The sequence below is a fragment of the Streptomyces sp. L2 genome (genome assembly GCF_004124325.1).
Taxonomy (GTDB): Bacteria; Actinomycetota; Actinomycetes; order Streptomycetales; family Streptomycetaceae; genus Streptomyces.
Genome location: NZ_QBDT01000001.1, coordinates 808,122 through 825,276, shown reverse-complemented (window position 1 = coordinate 825,276; position 17,155 = coordinate 808,122). Strand labels below are relative to the sequence as shown.

The window sequence follows — 17,155 nt, the reverse complement described above, 5'->3', positions numbered from 1 at the left end:
CCTCTGCAGGTTCTCTGCAAGCGGTTCTGTGCAAGAGGTTCTGTACAAGGGGGCCTCCGCAAGCGGGTCAGCCGCGCTCCATGGCCTCCCTGCAGCCCAGGGCACGGAACACCGCCAGCGCCTCCGCCCGGTCCCCGCGCGCCGCCTCTTCCTCCTCCTCTTCCTCGCCGGATGCCGCCCGCGCCTGAGCCATGTCCCACAGGGTCCGCGCCCGCCACAGGGGCAGCCGCAGCTCCTCCCAGAGCGCCAGCGCCCGTTCCAGGGGCTCGCGGGCCCCGGCCGGGTCGCCGTCCGCGAGGTGCGCCTCGCCGAGGGTGCGCAGCACCAGTGCCTCGCCGAACCGGTCCCGCCGCTCCCGGGCCACCTCCAGACAGCGGCCGAGCCGTTCGCTGGCCCGGCCGGGACGGCCCGTGCGCAGCTCCACCTTGGCCAGCGACTGCTCGGTGTACATCGTCCCGAAGGTGTCCTGCAGCTCGCCGAAGATCTCCAACACCTGCCCCAACACCCGCTCGGCCTCGGCGTGTTCGTCCTCCGCGCGGTGGCACAGGGCCAGCGAGCGCAGGGTGAGGCCCTCGCCGTGCCGGTCGGCCGCCGCGCGGTACAGCTCCAGGGCCTCGGTGAGCGCCTGCCGGGCGGCTTCCGTACGGCCCTGCTCGCGGTGCACGTACCCCAGGCCGTACAGCACCCGCGCCCGGGCGCCGCTGTCGTCGACGCCGCCGGCGGGGCCGTAGTGCTCCAGCGAGGCCCGCAGGAGCGCCGACGCCTCGTCGTACCGCGCCTGTTCGCGCCGGGCGGTGCCCATGCCGGCGAGGGCGCGGGCCGCGCCGGCCGGTGTGCCGGGGGGCTCCTCGAACAGGCGGAGCGCGTCGGCGAAGTAGGCGTACGAGGCGTCGAAGTCGTCCTGCTCGTAGCGGAGCTGGCCGAGGCCGCTGAGGAGCCAGGCCTCGCCCTGGGTGTCGCCGCCGCGGCGGACCGCCGTCATGGCTGCGGTGTGGGAGCGGGACCAGGCGTCGAACCGGTTGTAGAGGGCGGCCGAGCCGGCCATCAGCGCCCCCGCGAGATCTCGGGCGGCGCGCACGTGCTGGTGGTCGGCGCAGTGGACGGCGGCGGCGAGCAGGCCGGCCTGCTCGGCGGCGAACCAGGCCGCCGGCCGCGCCAGCAGCGACTCCTCGGTCTCCGGGTCGAGGGCGCGTACGGCGGCCGGCTCCGGGAAGTGCCGGGCCGCACCGCCCGGACCGCGGGCGGCGGCCTTCCTGGCGAGGTCCAGCCAGCAGGCCACCAGGCGCAGCACGGCCGCCGCCCGTTCCTCGGCGCCCTCCTCGGACAGGCAGCGCTCCCGGGCGTGTTCGCGGGCCAGGTCGTGGATGCGATAGCGGGTCCGGCCGGTCCCGTCGACGCCGAGGACGTCGATGAAGTGGCAGTCCACCAGCCGTTCGACGGCCTCCTCGGCGTCGTCGGTGCCGATGTCGAGGAGCGGGGCGGCCACCCACGCGGCGAAGTCGGGCAGGTCCAGCAGGGCCAGCCGGCGCAGTGCCCGCCGCTCGGGCGGGGCGAGGTCCTGGTAGCCGAGTTCCAGGCTGGAGCGCAGTTCCAGGTCGCCGGCGCTGAGTTCGTTGAGGCGGCGGCGCTCGTCGCGCAGCCGGCCGGCGAGCCGGCCCGGCGGCCAGTGCGGGCGGGCGGCGAGCCGGGCCCCCGCGATGCGCACCGCGAGGGGCAGCCGGCCGCACAGGGCGACGATCTCGGCGGCCTGGTCCGGCTCGGCGCCCGTCCGCTCGTTTCCGGCCACGCGCCTCAGCAGTTCCAGCGCGTCCCGCTCGTCGGGCACGGCGAGATCCAGGTGCGCGGCGCCCTCCAGCGCCACCAGCCGGCGCCTGCTGGTGACGAGCACGGCCGAGCCGGGCCCGGGTGGCAGCAGCGGTCGTACGTGCGCCTCGCCGGCCGCGTTGTCCAGGATGAGCAGCACCCGGCGGTGCCCGATGTGGGTGCGGTACAGTCCGGTCAGCTCCTCCAGGCCGGCGGGCAGCGTCCGGGGCCCCGCGCCCATGGCCCGCAGCAGCCGGGCAAGCGCGTCGGCGGGCTGCAGCGGGGTGGCGTCGGCGGCCCGCAGGTCGATGAACAGGCGCCCGTCCGGGAAGAGTTCGGCGGTGCGGTGGCCCACGTGCACGGCGAGCGCGGTCTTGCCGGTGCCGGACCGCCCGGAGATCACCCCGATCGGCGGCGCGGTCCGCCCGGCACCGCCCGCCCCCCGCAACACCCCGACCGCCCACGCGGCCTGCTCGGCCCGCCCCACGAAGTCGGCGATGTCGGGCGGCAGATGAGAGGGCACGGGCTCCGTGCGCGGCCCGGGCACGACACCGGCGACGGGGGCCCCGGCAGGCACGCCCCGGTGCCCCTCCCCGGGCCCGGCACCCGCGTGGGCCTGGGCGGGGGCGTCCCCAGCCCCGGCGAACGGCCCGCCGGACCCCGGCCCTGCGGCCCCCGCGATGGGGACGCCGGACCCCGGCCCTGCGGCCCCGGCACCGCCCTGCCCGGGATACGGGCCCTGCCCCTGCCCGGAATACCGCTCTGGAGGTTGTCCGGAATGTCGATCCGGCCGCTGTCCGGGAACCCGGCCCGGCGCCTGTCCGGGGAACCGGTCCGGCCCCCGGCCGGGAAGCTGGTCCGGCCCGTGCCCGCCCGCCGTGCCCGTGTCGTGGTGCCAGCCTTCTTCCGGCCCGCCCGCCGCACCTGCGCTGTGGTGGCCGTCTTCGGCCGGCTCGCCCGCTGCACCTGTGCTGTGGTGGCCGTCTTCGGCCGGCTCGCCCGCTGCACCTGTGCTGTGGTGGCCGTCTTCGGCCGGCTCGCCCGCTGCACCTGTGCTGTGGTGGCCGTCTTCGGCCGGCCTGCCCGCTGCACCTGTGCTGTGGTGGCCGTCTTCGGCCGGCTCGCCCGCTGCAAGCGCGTCGTGGTGCCGGCCCTCTCCCGGGTCGGTGTTCGCGCCCCGTCCCGCATGCCTGGCCCACCCTCGCGCGGCCGTGGTGCCCGGATCGGGGTGCCGTCCCGCGCCCGGTCCGGCGGCTGCGCCAGGCCCGACGTCGGCCCCTGCTCCAATGCCTGGGGGCGGGTCGGCGCCCGCGTCCGCGCTCGGGCCTTGGTGCCACCCTGCTCCCGGCCCTGGGGCCGGGCCGGCTTGGCCGGTCTCTGCCCACTCTGTCCCTGTCCTCGGGCCGGTCCAAGGCCCCGTCCTCGGGCCGGCGGGCGTGGACCGGCCGCGTGCGGGGGACGGGGCGTCGCCGCCCCGCCCGGCCGCCGGAGACCGGCCGGGCGGGGAACCCGGCAGGTCCGTGTCGTTCGTGAGCAATGCCTGGTGCAGGGCGCGTAGTTCGGGGCCGGGGTCGATGCCCAGTTCGTCGCGGAGGAGTGTGCGGCCCTCCTGGTAGGTGCGCAGGGCGTCGGAGAGGCGGCCGGTGCGGAAGAGCGCGGTCATCAACTGGCCGCGGGCGCGCTCCCGCAGCGGGTGCGCGGCGACGTGGGCGAGCAGCGGGGCGATCGTCTCGTCCGCGCGGCCCAGCTCCAGCCGCAGCGCGAACGACTCCTCGTGGGCGACGAGGCGCAGTTCCGCGAGCCGGGCCGACTCGATCCGCGCGAACGACTGCCCGAGCCCCTCCAGGGCCTCCTGGCCGCGCCACAGCCCGAGCGCCTCGGCCAGGACGTCCACGGCGTCGGCCGGGCGGCCGCCGGCGGCCTCCAGGCGTGCGCCGGCGAGGAGTTGCTCGAAGCGGCGGGCGTCGACGCGACCCGGATCGAGGTCGACGACGTAGCCGCGCGGCCGGGTGCGGATGACGTCGGCCACGCCGATCCGGTTCAGCGCGCGCCGTGCCGCCGAGACGTGCGTGGCGACCAGCGCCCCCGCGGTGGCCGGCGCCCGCTCGTCCCAGACGAGGTCCACGAGCCGCTCGGTGGACACCACCTCGCCGAGATGCACGACCAGGGCGCCGAGGACGGCGAGAGGCCGCGAACCGCCCAGCGGTGCCCGCCGGTTCCCCTCCCACACCTCCACCGGCCCGAGCAGACGTACCTCGAACATCGAACCCCGATCGCCGTACCGTCCGCAGCCGAGCGGATGGCGACAACGATATCCGCGAACACCCCCGGGACATGCCGGAAGCCGGGTCGTCCCGTCCGGATCCGGCCCGCTGCCCGCGCGGCCGGCAACCCCGGCCGACGCCCGGTGTGCCACACGTGGGACGGGGCCGGGGGCGCCGTCGTATGACCCGGTGTGCCGTATGCCGTCGACCGGAACGTGTATACGGCCAAAGGCGTCACACCGCCCCAACTCCCCCCGTATCCACGACTTTCACCTTGGCGCCATCAGACCCTTCCCTGACGTTTGCTGCTCTTGGAACACTCGCTGCGCGCAGATTCCGTCATCGGACGCCATCCGGTGACGGCTGTTCCGTACGCCACGACGAGAGGACCCCCACGCATGCCCGAAGTCAACCGGCGCCGATTCCTCCAGCTCGCGGGCGCGACCACCGCGTTCACCGCGCTGTCGAACAGCATCCAGCGCGCCGCCGCTCTGCCCGCCCACCACCGCACGGGCTCCCTCCAGGACGTCGAGCACATCGTCGTCCTCATGCAGGAGAACCGTTCCTTCGACCACTACTTCGGCACGATGAGGGGCGTCCGCGGCTTCGGCGACCCGCGCCCGGTCACGCAGAACGGCAGGTCCGTCTGGCACCAGTCCGACGGCACGAAGGACGTCCTGCCGTTCCACCCGGACGCCGACGACCTCGGCCTGGCGTTCATCCAGGACCTCCCGCACGGCTGGAACGACGGGCACGCCGCGTTCGACGGCGGCCGCTACGACCAGTGGGTGCCGGTCAAGTCGCCGACCACGATGGCGTACCTGACCCGCGACGACATCCCGTTCCACTACGCCCTGGCGGACGCCTTCACCGTGTGCGACGCCTACCACTGCTCGCTCATCGGCTCCACCGACCCCAACCGCTACTACATGTGGACGGGATACACCGGCAACGACGGCAAGGGCGGCGGACCGGTCCTCGGCAACGACGAGGCGGGCTACGGCTGGACGACCTACCCCGAACGCCTGGAGGCGGCCGGCGTCTCCTGGAAGATCTACCAGGACATCGGCGACGGACTGGACGCGAACGGCGGCTGGGGCTGGATCGCCGACGCCTACCGCGGCAACTACGGCGACAACTCGCTGCTCTACTTCAACCAGTACCGCGACGCCCGGCCCGGCGACCCGCTCTACGACAAGGCGCGCACCGGCACCGACGCGAGCAAGGGCGAGGGGTTCTTCGACCGGCTGAAGGCGGACGTCGGCGCGGGCCGGCTGCCGCAGGTCTCCTGGGTCGTCGCCCCGGAAGCCTTCACCGAGCACCCCAACTGGCCGGCCAACTACGGCGCCTGGTACGTCTCCCAGGTCCTGGACGCCCTCACCGCCGACCCCGACGTATGGGCGAGGACCGCGCTGCTGATCACCTACGACGAGAACGACGGCTTCTTCGACCACGTCGTCCCGCCCCACCCGCCGACCGACGCCGGCCGAGGCAGGTCCACCGTCGACCCCGCGCTCGACCTGTTCCCGGGCGGCGGCGGATACACCGCGGGCCCCTACGGCCTCGGCCAGCGGGTGCCGATGCTGGTCGTCTCGCCCTGGAGCAAGGGCGGTTACGTGTGCTCCGAGACCCTCGACCACACCTCGATCATCCGGTTCATCGAGCGCCGCTTCGGCGTGACGGAACCCAACATCTCGCCCTGGCGGCGGGCCGTGTGCGGCGACCTGACCGCAGCGTTCGACTTCTCCCGCGGGAGCACCGCCCCGGTGGCGCTGCCCTCGACGGCCGGCTACGCCCCGCCGGACCACGACCGCCACCCCGACTACGTGCCCAAGCCGCCCGCGCACCCGGCCCTGCCCCGGCAGGAACGCGGCAGCCGGCCCACCCGCCCGCTCCGGTACGCCCCGGCCGTGGACGGCGCCGCGGACACGGCGGCCGGGAAGTTCACGCTCACCTTCGCCTCCGGGCCCTGCGCGGGAGCGGCCTTCCTGGTCACGTCCGGCAACCGCGGCGACGGCCCCTGGACCTACACCACGGAGGCCGGGAAGTCCCTGGCCGACACCTGGAACTCGGTCTACTCGGGCGGCTCCTACGACCTCGCCGCGCACGGTCCGAACGGCTTCCTGCGCGTCTTCAAGGGCCGTAACAAGGTCGCCGGACCCGAGGTGACCGCCCGTCACACCGGCGACGACATCACCCTCACCTTCACCCAGCACGGATCCGGCACCGTGCGGCTGACACTCGCCGACGGCTACGGTGGAAGCCCGGTCACCGTGACCGTGCGGCCCGGCGCGAACGTGCGGCGGACCGTCGACCTGGCGGCGAGCCGGCGCTGGTACGACCTGACGGTCACCTGCGAGGGGGACCCGGCCTACCTGCGCGCGTTCGCCGGGCACGTGGAGAACGGGGCGCCCGGGGTCAGCGACCCCGCCATCGCCACGGTGTGACGGCCTGTGGACAGGGCTCCGTGCGGGCTGGTCAGGTACCGGTCACCTCGGGGTAGTGTGCCCCGGTGACCACGCAATCGAACACTCCTGCAGGCTGGTACCCCGACCCGCACGGGGCGGCCGACACGCTCCGCTACTGGGACGGCGCGCAGTGGACCGCGCACACGAACCCGGCCCAGGCCGCCGGGCAGGTCCCGCCGCAGGCCGCTCCGCAGCAGCCCGCCGCGGCCTTCCCGCAGCAGCAGGGCGCCGACCCCAAGGTCCAGCGACAGGTCCAGCAGCAGGCCGGGGTCGCCGCCGGCGGCCCCGGCGGCGGCACCCTGTTCACCGAGCCGGTCCTGGTGGTGAACCAGAAGGCCAAGCTGATCGAGGTGACCAACGAGTACAAGGTCATGGACCAGGGCGGCCGGGAGATCGGTTCGGTCGTGGAGGTCGGCCAGAGCGCGCTGAAGAAGGTCCTGCGCTTCGTCTCCAGCCTCGACCAGTTCATGACGCACAGGCTGGAGATCCGCGACGCCTACGGCCAGCCGCAGCTGGTGCTCACCCGGCCCGCGAAGTTCCTGAAGTCGCGGGTGATCGTGACGCGTCCGGACGGCTCGCCGGTCGGTGAGATCGTCCAGCAGAACATGATCGGAAAGATCAACTTCGCGATGAACGCGGGCGGGCAGCAGGTCGGCGCGATCAAGGCGGAGAACTGGCGGGCCTGGAACTTCGCGATCGTCGACCACGCGGACAACGAGGTCGCCCGGATCACCAAGACCTGGGAAGGCCTCGCCAAGACGCTGTTCACCACCGCGGACAACTACGTCCTGCAGATCCACTACCAACTCCCCGAGCCGCTCCTGAGCCTCGTGGTGGCGACGGCTTTGACCGTAGACACCGCCCTCAAGCAGGACTCCCGGGGGCTGGGCTAGAGGTCCGCGGCCGCGGGGCCGCGGGGCCGCGGGGTCTTGGGGTCTTGGGGCTCTGGGGCGAAGCGGCCGGGTGCCGGGTCGGCCAGTGCCCTGCCGGACGGTGCCCTCTCGGGGTACTGGAGCGGCTGAACCGTCCCGGCTCCGACGGCCCTGGAGGTCCGGGGCCGCGGGCTGCGGGCCGCGGGACCGAGGGGGCCGGTTTCTGGGCCGGCCAGTGCCCCTGTCCTGGGGCTGGAGCTGAACCGTCCCGGCTCCGACGGCCCTGGAGGTCCGGGGCCGCGGGCTGCGGGCGGCGGGACCGACGGGGCCGGGTTGCGGGTCGGCCAGTGCCCCTGTCCGGGGTACTAGAGCGTGCTGAGCCGGCCCGGTTCCGACGGTGTTCTCGGTGTCGGCTGCCTGGGTACGGGTGACGGTTCGGCGGTCGCCGTGTCCGGGGCCAGGGCCAGGACCGCGGCGACGGGGTGTTCCTCGCCGGGCAGCGGCCCGGGGGAGGGCACGGGTGCGGGCGCCGATCGGGTCAGCAGGACCACGCCGCGGGCGGCCAGGGCGGCCCCGGCCAGTGCCAGCAGCACGCCGGTGGCACCGCCCCGCAGGCCCTGCCCGAGCAGGGAGAGCCCGATGACCGCGGCGGCCACCGGATTGGCCAGGGTGACGACGGCCAGCGGGGCGCCGAGCCCGCCGCGGTAGGCGGTCTGGGACAGCAGCAGGCCGCCGGCGGCGAACGCGGCGACGAGGACCGCGACCACGACCACCTCGACGCCCGGCGTCCCCGAGCGGCCGGTGACCGCCACCGTCAGGGTCTGGGTGAGCGCGGAGGCGACACCCGAGGCGAAGCCGGACGCCGTGGCGTGCCGCAGGCCCGGCCGGGCGCCGGGCCGGGACAGCGCGCCGATCAGGGCGGCGGTCGTACCGGCGACGGCCAGCGCCTCGGGCAGGCTCAGCACCCGCGTGGGCGCCGGGCCGGAGGCGGTGACCAGCAGGGCGGCCAGCCCGGCCAGCGTCAGTGCCGTACCGCGCCATTCCGCCGCGCCGACCCGCCGTCCGGCGGCCCGCGCCCCCAGCGGTACGGCCGCGACCAGAGTGAGTGCGCCCAGCGGCTGGACGACGGTCAGCGGCCCGTACTTCAGGGCCACGACGTGCAGCAGCGCGGCGGCCGCGTTCAGCCCGACCGTCGACCACCAGGCGCCGCTGCCGAGCAACCGCAGTACGCCCGCCCCCGAGTCGCGGGAGGCCAGGCGCTCCTGGGCGACGGCCGCGGCGGCGTAGGCGACGGCCGAGACCAGGGACAGCGCCACCGCGACCAGCGCCGCGCCGCTCATCGGCCCGCTCCGGCCAGGGCGGACGGCTTCGGGACGGGCCGGCCGTACTTCACCAGGTCGACCGGGGTGTCCGACGCGGCCGGGATGCCCGGCGTGCCCGGCGTGCCTGGGGTGGCCGTCCGGTGCGGCGGGCGGAGGACCGCCAGGGCCAGGCCGAGCATGGCCGTCGCCACGAACGCGTCGAGCCAGTAGTGGTTCGCGGTGCCCACTATCACCACCAGCGTGATCAGCGGGTGCAGCAGCCACAGCCAGCGCCACCGGGTCCGGGTGGCCGCGATCAGGCCGATCGCCAGCATCAGCGCCCAGCCGAAGTGCAGCGAGGGCATCGCGGCGAACTGGTTGGAGAGGTGGTCGCGGGCGGGCGGGCCGTAGACCGAGGGGCCGTAGAGGCGGCCGGTGTCGACCAGCCCGGTGCCGGTCAGCATGCGCGGCGGGGCCAGCGGAAAGGTGAACGGCAGCACCAGCGCGGCGGCGGTCACCGCGGCGAGCACCCGGCGGGCCCACACGTAGTGCGCGGGCCGGCGCAGATAGAGCCAGACCAGGAAGGCCAGCGTGGCCGGGAAGTGGACGGTCGCGTAGTAGGTGTTCGCGAGGTGCACGAGGGTGCTGCTGTGCAGCAGCGCGGTCTGCACGGCGTTCTCGTGGGGCAGGTGCAGGACCCGTTCGAGGTGCCACACGTCCCGCGCGTCGCCGAAGGCGGCCGCGGTGTGCCCGGTGGCCAGCTGCCGGCCGAGTTTGTAGACCAGGAAGAGCCCGGCGACCAGCAAGAACTCACGCAGGAGCGGCGGTCGCGCGGTCGCGTCCGGTGCCGGCCCCGCCGGTACAGGCGCGGTTCGGTCGTTCATCCCCCGGCCCCTTCGCTGACGGTCGGTCGTATAGGCGGTGTGCGGTATGCGATGTGCGGTGTGCCGTGTACAGACCCGGGCTGCGGCCCGGACTCATCGGTACGGCCCCCGGCCTCATCGATACGCGCCAGTACCGATACGAGAGTGTACCGATACGCCAGTGTACCGATACGATCCGGTACCGGTACACTGGCGTATCGATAGACATGAGACACACTGGAGTGAGGGTCGGCCACAGCCCTAGCGCGCAGCTTGGGCGGGCCCACATCGAGGGAGAGAGAGCGCATGACGTCGCAGGCCGCGGACGGACCGGAGACGGTCGCCGCCTCGCGCCGCTCCAAGATCACGCCCGAGCGTGAGCGGGAGTTCTTCGACGCCGTGCTGGAGCAGATCCGCGAATGCGGCTACGACTCCGTGACCATGGAGGGCGTCGCCGCCACCACCCGGTGCAGCAAGTCCACGCTCTACCGGCAGTGGCGGAACAAGCCGCAGTTCGTCGCCGCCGCGCTGCGCGCCAACCGGCGGGTGCGCTTCAGCGGGATCGACACCGGCTCCCTCGCCGAGGACCTGCGCCAGGCCGCCCGGACCGCCGGCGACTGGTCGGGCAAGGACACCAAGCTGCTGCAGGCGCTCGGGCACGCCGTCACGGCGGACCACGAGCTGGCGCAGGCGCTGCGCGACGCGCTGGTCACCCCGGAGATCGCCGCGCTCCAGGAGATCCTCGGCCGGGGCGTCGAGCGGGGCGAGGTGCCCGCCGGCCACCCCGCGCTGGAGTACGTCCCCGCCATGATGTTCGGCGTCCTGCGCGTCCGCCCGGTGCTCACCGGCGAGTACGCCGACTCCGACTACCTCGTCCGCTTCGTGGAGGCCACCGTGCTGCCCGCACTCGGACTGACCTGAGACCCAGGCCGCCGTCCACGGGATGACTGGACGGCGACCTGCTCGCGCCGCACCGTGGGGACGGGGGCGGCGCGCACCCCCGGCCGGGTGGGGCGCCCCTTGAGCGGAGGCGCGCCCCACCCGGCCGCATCGTCCAGGTGTCTCAGACGCTCTGGCCGTTCCCGCCGCCGGACGAGACCTTGATGCCCTTGGTGACGTCGTCGATCACGGACAGCGGCTGTCCGACGTCCACGCCGAACCGGACGACGACGATCTGCTTGGCGTCGTTGGGGGAGGGGAACGCGAGCGACTCGACGTAGCCGTCGGCGCCCTTGCTGGTGACCGCCTTCCAGCGGACCAGGTACCCCTTCTGCCCGGCCACCGTCACCGGCTTGGCGGCCAGCACCTGGTGCGAGGTGATGCCGCCGTAGGCGGAGCCGCCGTAGGACTGCTTGGCGTTGGCCGCGACGTCCGCCTTGGCGACCTGCTCGGCCGTGTCGCCCTTCGTGCCCAGCACCAGGGCGGGCGCCGAGTAGGCGCCGCCCGGAGTGCACTGCTGGGAGGCGGCGCCGGGGCACTTGTAGGCGTGGTCGGAGGTGATCGCCGCGCCGCCCCTGATCGTCTGCCCGGTCCAGCCCTCCGGCACGGGCATGCTGATGCCGTTGAACGGGTCCTGCACCGTGCCGCCGCCCTTGACCTTCGGCGCCTCGGACGGCGCCGGCGACGGGGAGTCCCCGCCCGGCCCGCCCGAGTCCCCGCCGGAGCCACCCGAGTCGCCACCGGGACCGTCCGGCCGCTGCTGCCGCGAGGTCGCCCGGTCCTTGCCGCCGTCGTCGTGGGTGAGCGCGTACGCGCCGACGCCGATGCTCGCCAGCACCGCGACCGCCGCGGCCACGGCGATGCCGATCCGCAGGCCGCGCCGGGGCCCGGCGGGCGGCTGGGCGGGATACCCGTACCCCGGGTACGCGCCGTAGGCCGACGGAGCCGCGGGTGCGCCGTACGCCGGCGGCTGCCCCGGCGGACCCCAGGCGGCGGCCGACCCGGCGGGGCGCGTCTGGTCCGTCCAGGCCTTGCCGTCCCACCAGCGCTCGGTGGGCGGACCGTCATTCGTCTGCCCGGGGTCGGCGTACCACCCGGGAGGAGTCACCTGCGTCATGACCCCACCGTATGAGGCATCGGTGAAAGTCGGATGAGAGGATCTGCAGCGAATGCCGTGGAGTAGGGCATTTCACACCCGAATCGGGGATCTCGCACGCCGGGTCTGCCAGTCCTGCCGGGCCTGGTGGTCTGCCGTGTCCGCCGGTCCTGCCGGTCCTGCCGTGCCGGCAGTGGGGGGAAGCCGGTCAGGTCGGCGAGGACGGTCGGGCGCGCGTGCGGTCTCGCGGCCGACCTCGTGGACCGCCGGCGCGGGGCCGGCGGGCCCGCGCCGATGGCTCCGCCCGCTCGGCCGCGCCGTGGTCCCGGCGGCGGCCGATCATGGCCCGGCGGCGGCGCCGCGACTGGGGGCGCGAGGCCTGAGGCGTCGTCCCCCCGGCACCCGCCGGACGGGCCGTCCGCCCTCCCGGCCGTCCCACCGCCGCCCCCCACGTCTCCACCGCCACCGCCCGGTCTCACCGCGTCGCACCGCCGCCCGCGCGCACCCTCCTCCCCCCATTTCACAGACGCCGCTCCAAAGGGCCGTGCACCCAGCCATGTTGACGGACGGTCACCTGAACACCGGCAGGTCGGGCGGTGCGCGCGTCGCCTCGCCGTGCTCTCGTTCACCCGTCGAGGCAACAGCTGCCCGGACCGGCCTCCACGGGTCACCTCCGACGGCTACGCTCGTGGTCTGTACGTCATTCGGGCGACTCGGGGAGGTATCGGGATGACGGAGGTACGGCCCCCGGAGGCCGCCACGGCTTCGCTGTGGGAGCGGGACGCGGAGCTCACCACCGTCACACAGGCGCTCGACGTGCTGTGCACCGACCGGTCGTCCGCCGGCAGCCTGCTGGTGTTCCGCGGCGAGGCCGGTATCGGCAAGACCGCGCTGCTGGCCGAGACCCGCCGCATCGCCGAGCGCCGCGGCTGCACCGTGTGGACCGCCCGCGGCGGCGAGACCCTGAAGTCCGTCCCGTTCAACGTCGTACGGCAACTGCTCCAGCCGGCGCTGATCTCCTTGCTCCCCGAGGAGGCTCGCGAGTACCTCGGCGACTGGTACGACATCGCCGGCCCCGCCCTCGGCATAGTGGATCCCGGAGACCGCAGCGCCGACCCGCCCGACCCGCAGTACGTCTGCGACGGACTCGTCGCCGCCGTACGCCGGCTCACCCGCCGCGAGTGGCCGCTGGTCCTGCTCGTCGACGACGCCCACTGGGCCGACCAGGAGACCCTGCGCTGGCTCGCCGCGTTCGCCGAACGCCTGGACGACCTGTCCGTGCTCGTCGTGGTCGCCCGCCGCCCCGGCGAGGCGAGCGGCGACAGCGCCCGCCACCTCGACGCGGTCGCCGCCGCGGCCGGCCGGCCCACGCACAGCCTCAGCGCCCTCACCCCGGCCGCCACCGAGGGACTCACCCGGGCCACCCTCGGCCGGCACGCCGACGACCCGTTCTGCCGCGAGGTCTGGGCCGTCACCGGCGGTAACCCCTACGAGGCCGTCGAACTCCTCGCCAAGGTCCAGGACGGCGAACTGCAGCCCGTCGAGTCCCGGGCCGGTGAACTGCGCGCCCTGAACCGTTCCGCCCGCGGCGGCGGCCTCGTCGCCCGCCTGAAGGAACTCGGCATCGACGCCACCCAGTTCGCCTGGGCGGCCGCCATCCTCGGCACCGGCATCTCCGTCGACCTCGTCGCCCAGCTCGCCACCATGAGCCTCGACGACGCCGAGCGCTGCGCGGGACTGCTGCGCGCCGCCCGCATCCTCACCGAACCCGAGACCGGCGGCACCGAACCGGAGGAAGGGGCACTGGAGTTCGTCCACCCGCTGATCGCCTCCGCCGTCTACAACTCCATCCCGTCCGGGATCCGCACCGCCATGCACGGCGTCGCCGCGCAGATCCTGATCGACCAGGGGCGGGGTGCCGCCGAGGCGGCCCAGCACCTGCTGAAGGTGCACCCGGACGACGACGAGGAACTCGTCGCGCAACTGCGCGAGGCGGCCGCCGAACACCTGGCCGTCGGCGCGCCCGACGCGGCCCGCCGCTGCCTGGAACGCGCCCTCGACGAACCGCCCCGGCCCGAGGTCCACGCGCACGTGCTCTACGAACTCGGCTGCGCCACCCTGCTGACCGCGCCCGCCGTCACCGTCGACCACCTGCGCAGCGCCCTCGCCGCGTCCGGCCTCGACGAGGGCCGGCGCGTCGAGGCCCTCGTCCGCCTCTCCCAGGCCCTGCTCCACAACGACGAACTGGAGGAGGCCGTCCGCACGGTCGAGACCGAGGCCGCCCGCCACCCTCCGGGGCCGGTCCGGATGCGGCTGCAGGCCGTGCAGTTCATGTGGGAGGGCATCCACGGCGAGACCGTCTCCCAGCAGCGCTCCCGGCGCCTCGCCGAACTGGCCGGCACCTGCACCGGCCGGGACAACTCCGAGCGGGCGATGCTGATCTTGCGCGGCTTCGACGCGATGACCCACGGGGAGAGCGCCGAGGAGGTCGTCGAACTGTGCGACCGGGCCCTCGTCAACGGCCGGCTCGCCCCCGGCCTCGGCTGGACCGACCCCGAGTGGGGCGTGGAACTGCTGATGATGCTCGGCAGCGCCTACAGCTACGCCGACCGGCTCGACCGCGCCGAAAGCCTGTTCGCCGAGGCCCTGCGCGCCTACACCAGCGCCGGCTGGCGCGGCGGGCACCTCTCCCTGGCCAACGCCTTCCTCGGCCTCGCCTACCGCAGGCAGGGCCGGCTGCGGGACGCCGAGTCCGCGCTGCGCGAGGCGCTCACGCTGGCCGAGCGCGTCGGCCGCGGACTGCCGCTGTACTGGTCGGCGACCTGCGGACTCGTCGACACGCTGCTGGCCCGCGGCCATGTCGACGAGGCCTGGTCCGTCGCCGAGCAGTACGGCTTCGCCCCGCCCTACCCGTCCACGATCGTGCTGCCCGACATCCGCTCCGTGCGCGGCCGGCTGCTGCTCGCCGTGGGCCGGACCCGGGAGGGCATCGGCGAACTGGAGGCCGCCGAGAAGACCGCCGCCTCCCGCGGCGGCCACAACCCGGTCCTCTCACCCTGGTCCATCGGCCTCGCCCGGGCTCTCGCCGGCCAGGACCCGGCCCGTGCCGCCCGGCTCGCCGCCGACGCCCGGCGGCAGGCGGAGCGCTTCGGCACGGACACCGCCATAGGCGAGGCCCTGCGCTGCGCGGCAGCGCTGGAGACCGGCCAGCGCGCGGTGCGCCTCGCCGCGCAGGCCGTCGCCTACCTGGAGGCCTCGCCCTGCCAGTACGAACACGCGGCGGCCCGCGTGGAGTTCGGCATCGCCTCCCGCTCGGACGCCGAACTCGACCGGGGCCTCGCCCTGGCACGCGCGTGCGGCGCGGACGGACTGGTGACTCAGGCGAGCGAGGCGCTGGAGGCGGGACGGGGGCTGCGGTAGGCGGGCGGGGGAGACGGTCGGGCAACTGGCTGGGGTGAGCAGTCGGCTGTATGCAGTCGACTGCATGTCACCCGTCCGCCCGAACTGTATGCGGTGAACCGCATACAGCGGCCTTCATGCAGTCAGCAGTTGTTCGGTGACCGCCTCCAGCCGCCTGCGCACCTCCCCGTCGTACGTCCCCTCGTGCGCCCGGGCCGAGCGCGTGCCGTCGAAGTAGCCGCCCGAGCCGAGGTCCCGGGTCGCCAGCGCCAGCACGCCGGGCGCGCCGTCCGCGACCGAGTTCCACGGGCCGATCCCGCTCTCGCGGACCATGGCCGTGTCCATGTAGGTCGCGGGATGCAGGACGTTCACCGCCACCCCGCTGCCCGCCAACTCCTCGGCCAGCGTGAACGTGTGTGCCGCGAGCGCGAACTTGCTGCGGCAGTAGGCCGGCATCCCGCTGTAGCCGCACGTGAATTCGGGATCCTCGAAGTCCAGAGGCTCCTGCCCGACCGAGCCCACGTTGACGATCCTGGCCGGCGGATTGGCGCGCAGCACCGGCAGCAGGGCCCGGGTCAGCGCAACGGGCGCCAGGTAGTTCACCGCGAGCCGCAACTCGTGTCCGTCCGCGCTGAGTTCGCGCCCGGACCCGCGCGGGCCGGCGCCCACACCGGCGTTGTTGATGAGCACGTCCAGCTCGGGATGGGCCTTCGCGACCCGCTCCCCCAGTTCACGCACCTCGGCCAGCCGGGCCAGATCGGCCACGAACCCCTCCGCGCGCCCCTGGCCGTTCAGTTCCGTGACGAGTTGCTCGGTGCTGGCCCGGTCGCGGCCGTGGGCGAGGACGACATGGCCGCCGCGGACCAGTTCGAAGGCGACGTAGCGGCCGAGCCCGGAGGTGGCACCGGTGATCAGAACAGTCGACATGCGCCCACCCTAGGCACGGTGGGGCGGCCCGTACGAGGTGCCGTTGAGACTACGACCACCAGGGTCACCCTCGCCGTCGCGCCCTCAGGGTGCCGCCGCGAACACCACCCACACCTGGCCGGCGGCGAAGTCCAGCGGGCGGCCGTCCGCCGCCGTGAACGTCGTACCGTCCGCCGGGGCCGGCCGCGACCACCTGGCGTCGTAGGACCGCCCGTCCCGCAGCACCCGCGCCGTGCCCGTGCCGACGGTCTGCGTGTACGGCGTGTTGTTGCCGAGGAAGTCGTGGTAAGCCGACGCGCGGATCTTGACGTACTGCACGACCACCGTCGCGGGCGCCACCGGTGTGCCCGCGGTCGTCACCGTGGGGGTGCCGTCCATCGCGACCAGCCAGCGGTGCTCGCGTGTGCTCCAGGTGAACGTGAAGCGCGCCGAGGGGTAGCGCACGGTGAGCGAGGTCTCGGGCGTGCCCCCGGTGGACGGGGCGGGGCCGTAGCGGAACCCGGTGGTCAGCGCCGCCCGGCCCGGGGCGGTGGGCAGCAGACGGCCGGGGCGCAGGTAGAGGTTGTGCGGCGCGGGCTTGTCCGTGCCCCGGTAGTAGGCGCCGGCGGCCTCGTCGGGCGACTCGGCGCGCAGCGGGGCCCGGTGGATAAGGGGCAGCAGCTTGCTCTGGGCGCCCGAGAAGGCGAGCATCGGGCGGTGGAACTGGCGCAGCAGTTCCAGATCGGACTCGCGGGCGCTGCGCACCGGTCCGACGGCCTCGGGGATCCGGGTGGCGTACACGGCCATCAGCCGGCTGAGGCCGCCCTCCACCTGCTCGGCGTAGACGACGTCCGCGGCGTCGAGGCCCGTCTGCGGGCGGGCCGCGGGCACGTTGTCGATCTTCACGGCCAGTACGGAGCCGGTGGCGCCGGCCGTGGCGCTGCGGCTCGGTGTCGGGGCGCCGGTGGGCGTGTGGCCGCCGTGGGGGCGGCCGTTCCCGGTACAGCCCGCCAGGAGGGAGGCCGTCAGCGCGGCGGCCAGGAACGCCGCCGCTCGTGTGGCGCGTCGTCTGCGCGCCCGGTGTCGTATGTGCACGCTTGCCCCCGTTCGTGTTGTCGATTGTGCGCTCATCCGGTCATGAGTGGCCATTCCGGATCGGAAGCGGTCACGGGGGGTGGAGCCCGGGGGACGGAACCCAGAAGACGGAGGCGGGCGGTTCGGCGGTGCCGGTGCGGGTACCCGGC

General features: G+C 74.6%; 10 protein-coding genes. 4 read left to right on the top strand and 6 right to left on the bottom strand.

The window, feature by feature from the left end:
- Positions 1 to 67 precede the first annotated feature (67 nt).
- Positions 68 to 4,066 (bottom strand): BTAD domain-containing putative transcriptional regulator, encoded by a 3,999-nt coding sequence (locus DBP14_RS03670; RefSeq protein WP_241740789.1) that lies wholly within the window; start codon positions 4,064 to 4,066, stop codon positions 68 to 70.
- 399 nt (positions 4,067 to 4,465) lie between these two features.
- Here DBP14_RS03670 and DBP14_RS03660 point away from each other — a divergent pair, with 399 nt between their 5' ends.
- Both DBP14_RS03660 and DBP14_RS03655 read left to right on the top strand, forming a co-directional pair.
- On the top strand, positions 4,466 to 6,514 hold the full coding sequence (locus DBP14_RS03660; protein WP_129305608.1) for a phospholipase C, phosphocholine-specific: 2,049 nt from the start codon (positions 4,466 to 4,468) through the stop codon (positions 6,512 to 6,514).
- A gap of 65 nt (positions 6,515 to 6,579) precedes the next feature.
- Positions 6,580 to 7,428: a phospholipid scramblase-related protein gene (locus DBP14_RS03655; protein WP_129305607.1), complete on the top strand. Its 849-nt coding sequence runs from the start codon at positions 6,580 to 6,582 to the stop codon at positions 7,426 to 7,428.
- A gap of 344 nt (positions 7,429 to 7,772) precedes the next feature.
- Here the strand turns inward: DBP14_RS03655 and DBP14_RS03650 are convergent, their stop codons facing one another.
- Both DBP14_RS03650 and DBP14_RS03645 read right to left on the bottom strand, forming a co-directional pair.
- Entirely contained in the window at positions 7,773 to 8,747 is a 975-nt protein-coding gene (locus DBP14_RS03650) for a hypothetical protein (protein ID WP_129305606.1), read from the bottom strand.
- Positions 8,744 to 9,592, bottom strand: coding sequence for a phosphatase PAP2 family protein (locus DBP14_RS03645; RefSeq protein WP_129305605.1), 849 nt, complete (start codon positions 9,590 to 9,592; stop codon positions 8,744 to 8,746). Before DBP14_RS03645 ends, DBP14_RS03650 begins: the two co-directional genes overlap by 4 nt.
- A gap of 285 nt (positions 9,593 to 9,877) precedes the next feature.
- Between DBP14_RS03645 and DBP14_RS03640 the strand changes: the two genes are divergently transcribed.
- Positions 9,878 to 10,492 carry a TetR/AcrR family transcriptional regulator gene (locus DBP14_RS03640; RefSeq protein WP_129305604.1) on the top strand — a complete coding sequence of 205 codons (615 nt, stop codon included), beginning with the start codon at positions 9,878 to 9,880 and terminating at the stop codon, positions 10,490 to 10,492.
- A gap of 142 nt (positions 10,493 to 10,634) precedes the next feature.
- Here DBP14_RS03640 and DBP14_RS03635 read toward each other — a convergent pair whose 3' ends face one another.
- A complete protein-coding gene (locus DBP14_RS03635; RefSeq protein WP_129305603.1) occupies positions 10,635 to 11,627 on the bottom strand; it encodes a DUF2510 domain-containing protein in 993 nt (330 codons plus the stop codon).
- A gap of 708 nt (positions 11,628 to 12,335) precedes the next feature.
- On the opposite strand from DBP14_RS03635, the gene DBP14_RS03625 reads away from it, so the two are divergent.
- Entirely contained in the window at positions 12,336 to 15,026 is a 2,691-nt protein-coding gene (locus DBP14_RS03625; protein ID WP_129305601.1) for an AAA family ATPase, read from the top strand.
- 114 nt (positions 15,027 to 15,140) lie between these two features.
- Here the strand turns inward: DBP14_RS03625 and DBP14_RS03620 are convergent, their stop codons facing one another.
- Together DBP14_RS03620 and DBP14_RS03615 are read right to left on the bottom strand one after the other, a co-directional pair.
- Entirely contained in the window at positions 15,141 to 15,932 is a 792-nt protein-coding gene (locus tag DBP14_RS03620; RefSeq protein WP_129305600.1) for an SDR family NAD(P)-dependent oxidoreductase, read from the bottom strand.
- A gap of 84 nt (positions 15,933 to 16,016) precedes the next feature.
- Positions 16,017 to 17,000 (bottom strand): DUF3048 domain-containing protein, encoded by a 984-nt coding sequence (locus DBP14_RS03615; protein WP_241741160.1) that lies wholly within the window; start codon positions 16,998 to 17,000, stop codon positions 16,017 to 16,019.
- Positions 17,001 to 17,155: the final 155 nt, after the last annotated feature.

Bases quoted from the DNA above. Each gene is read 5' to 3' on its own strand.
- DBP14_RS03670 (WP_241740789.1), bottom strand. From the start codon at position 4,066: ATGTTCGAGGTACGTCTGCTCGGGCCGGTGGAGGTGTGGGAGGGGAAC.
- DBP14_RS03660 (WP_129305608.1), top strand. From the start codon at position 4,466: ATGCCCGAAGTCAACCGGCGCCGATTCCTCCAGCTCGCGGGCGCGACC.
- DBP14_RS03650 (WP_129305606.1), bottom strand. From the start codon at position 8,747: ATGAGCGGCGCGGCGCTGGTCGCGGTGGCGCTGTCCCTGGTCTCGGCC.
- DBP14_RS03645 (WP_129305605.1), bottom strand. From the start codon at position 9,592: ATGAACGACCGAACCGCGCCTGTACCGGCGGGGCCGGCACCGGACGCG.
- DBP14_RS03640 (WP_129305604.1), top strand. From the start codon at position 9,878: ATGACGTCGCAGGCCGCGGACGGACCGGAGACGGTCGCCGCCTCGCGC.
- DBP14_RS03635 (WP_129305603.1), bottom strand. From the start codon at position 11,627: ATGACGCAGGTGACTCCTCCCGGGTGGTACGCCGACCCCGGGCAGACG.
- DBP14_RS03625 (WP_129305601.1), top strand. From the start codon at position 12,336: ATGACGGAGGTACGGCCCCCGGAGGCCGCCACGGCTTCGCTGTGGGAG.
- DBP14_RS03620 (WP_129305600.1), bottom strand. From the start codon at position 15,932: ATGTCGACTGTTCTGATCACCGGTGCCACCTCCGGGCTCGGCCGCTAC.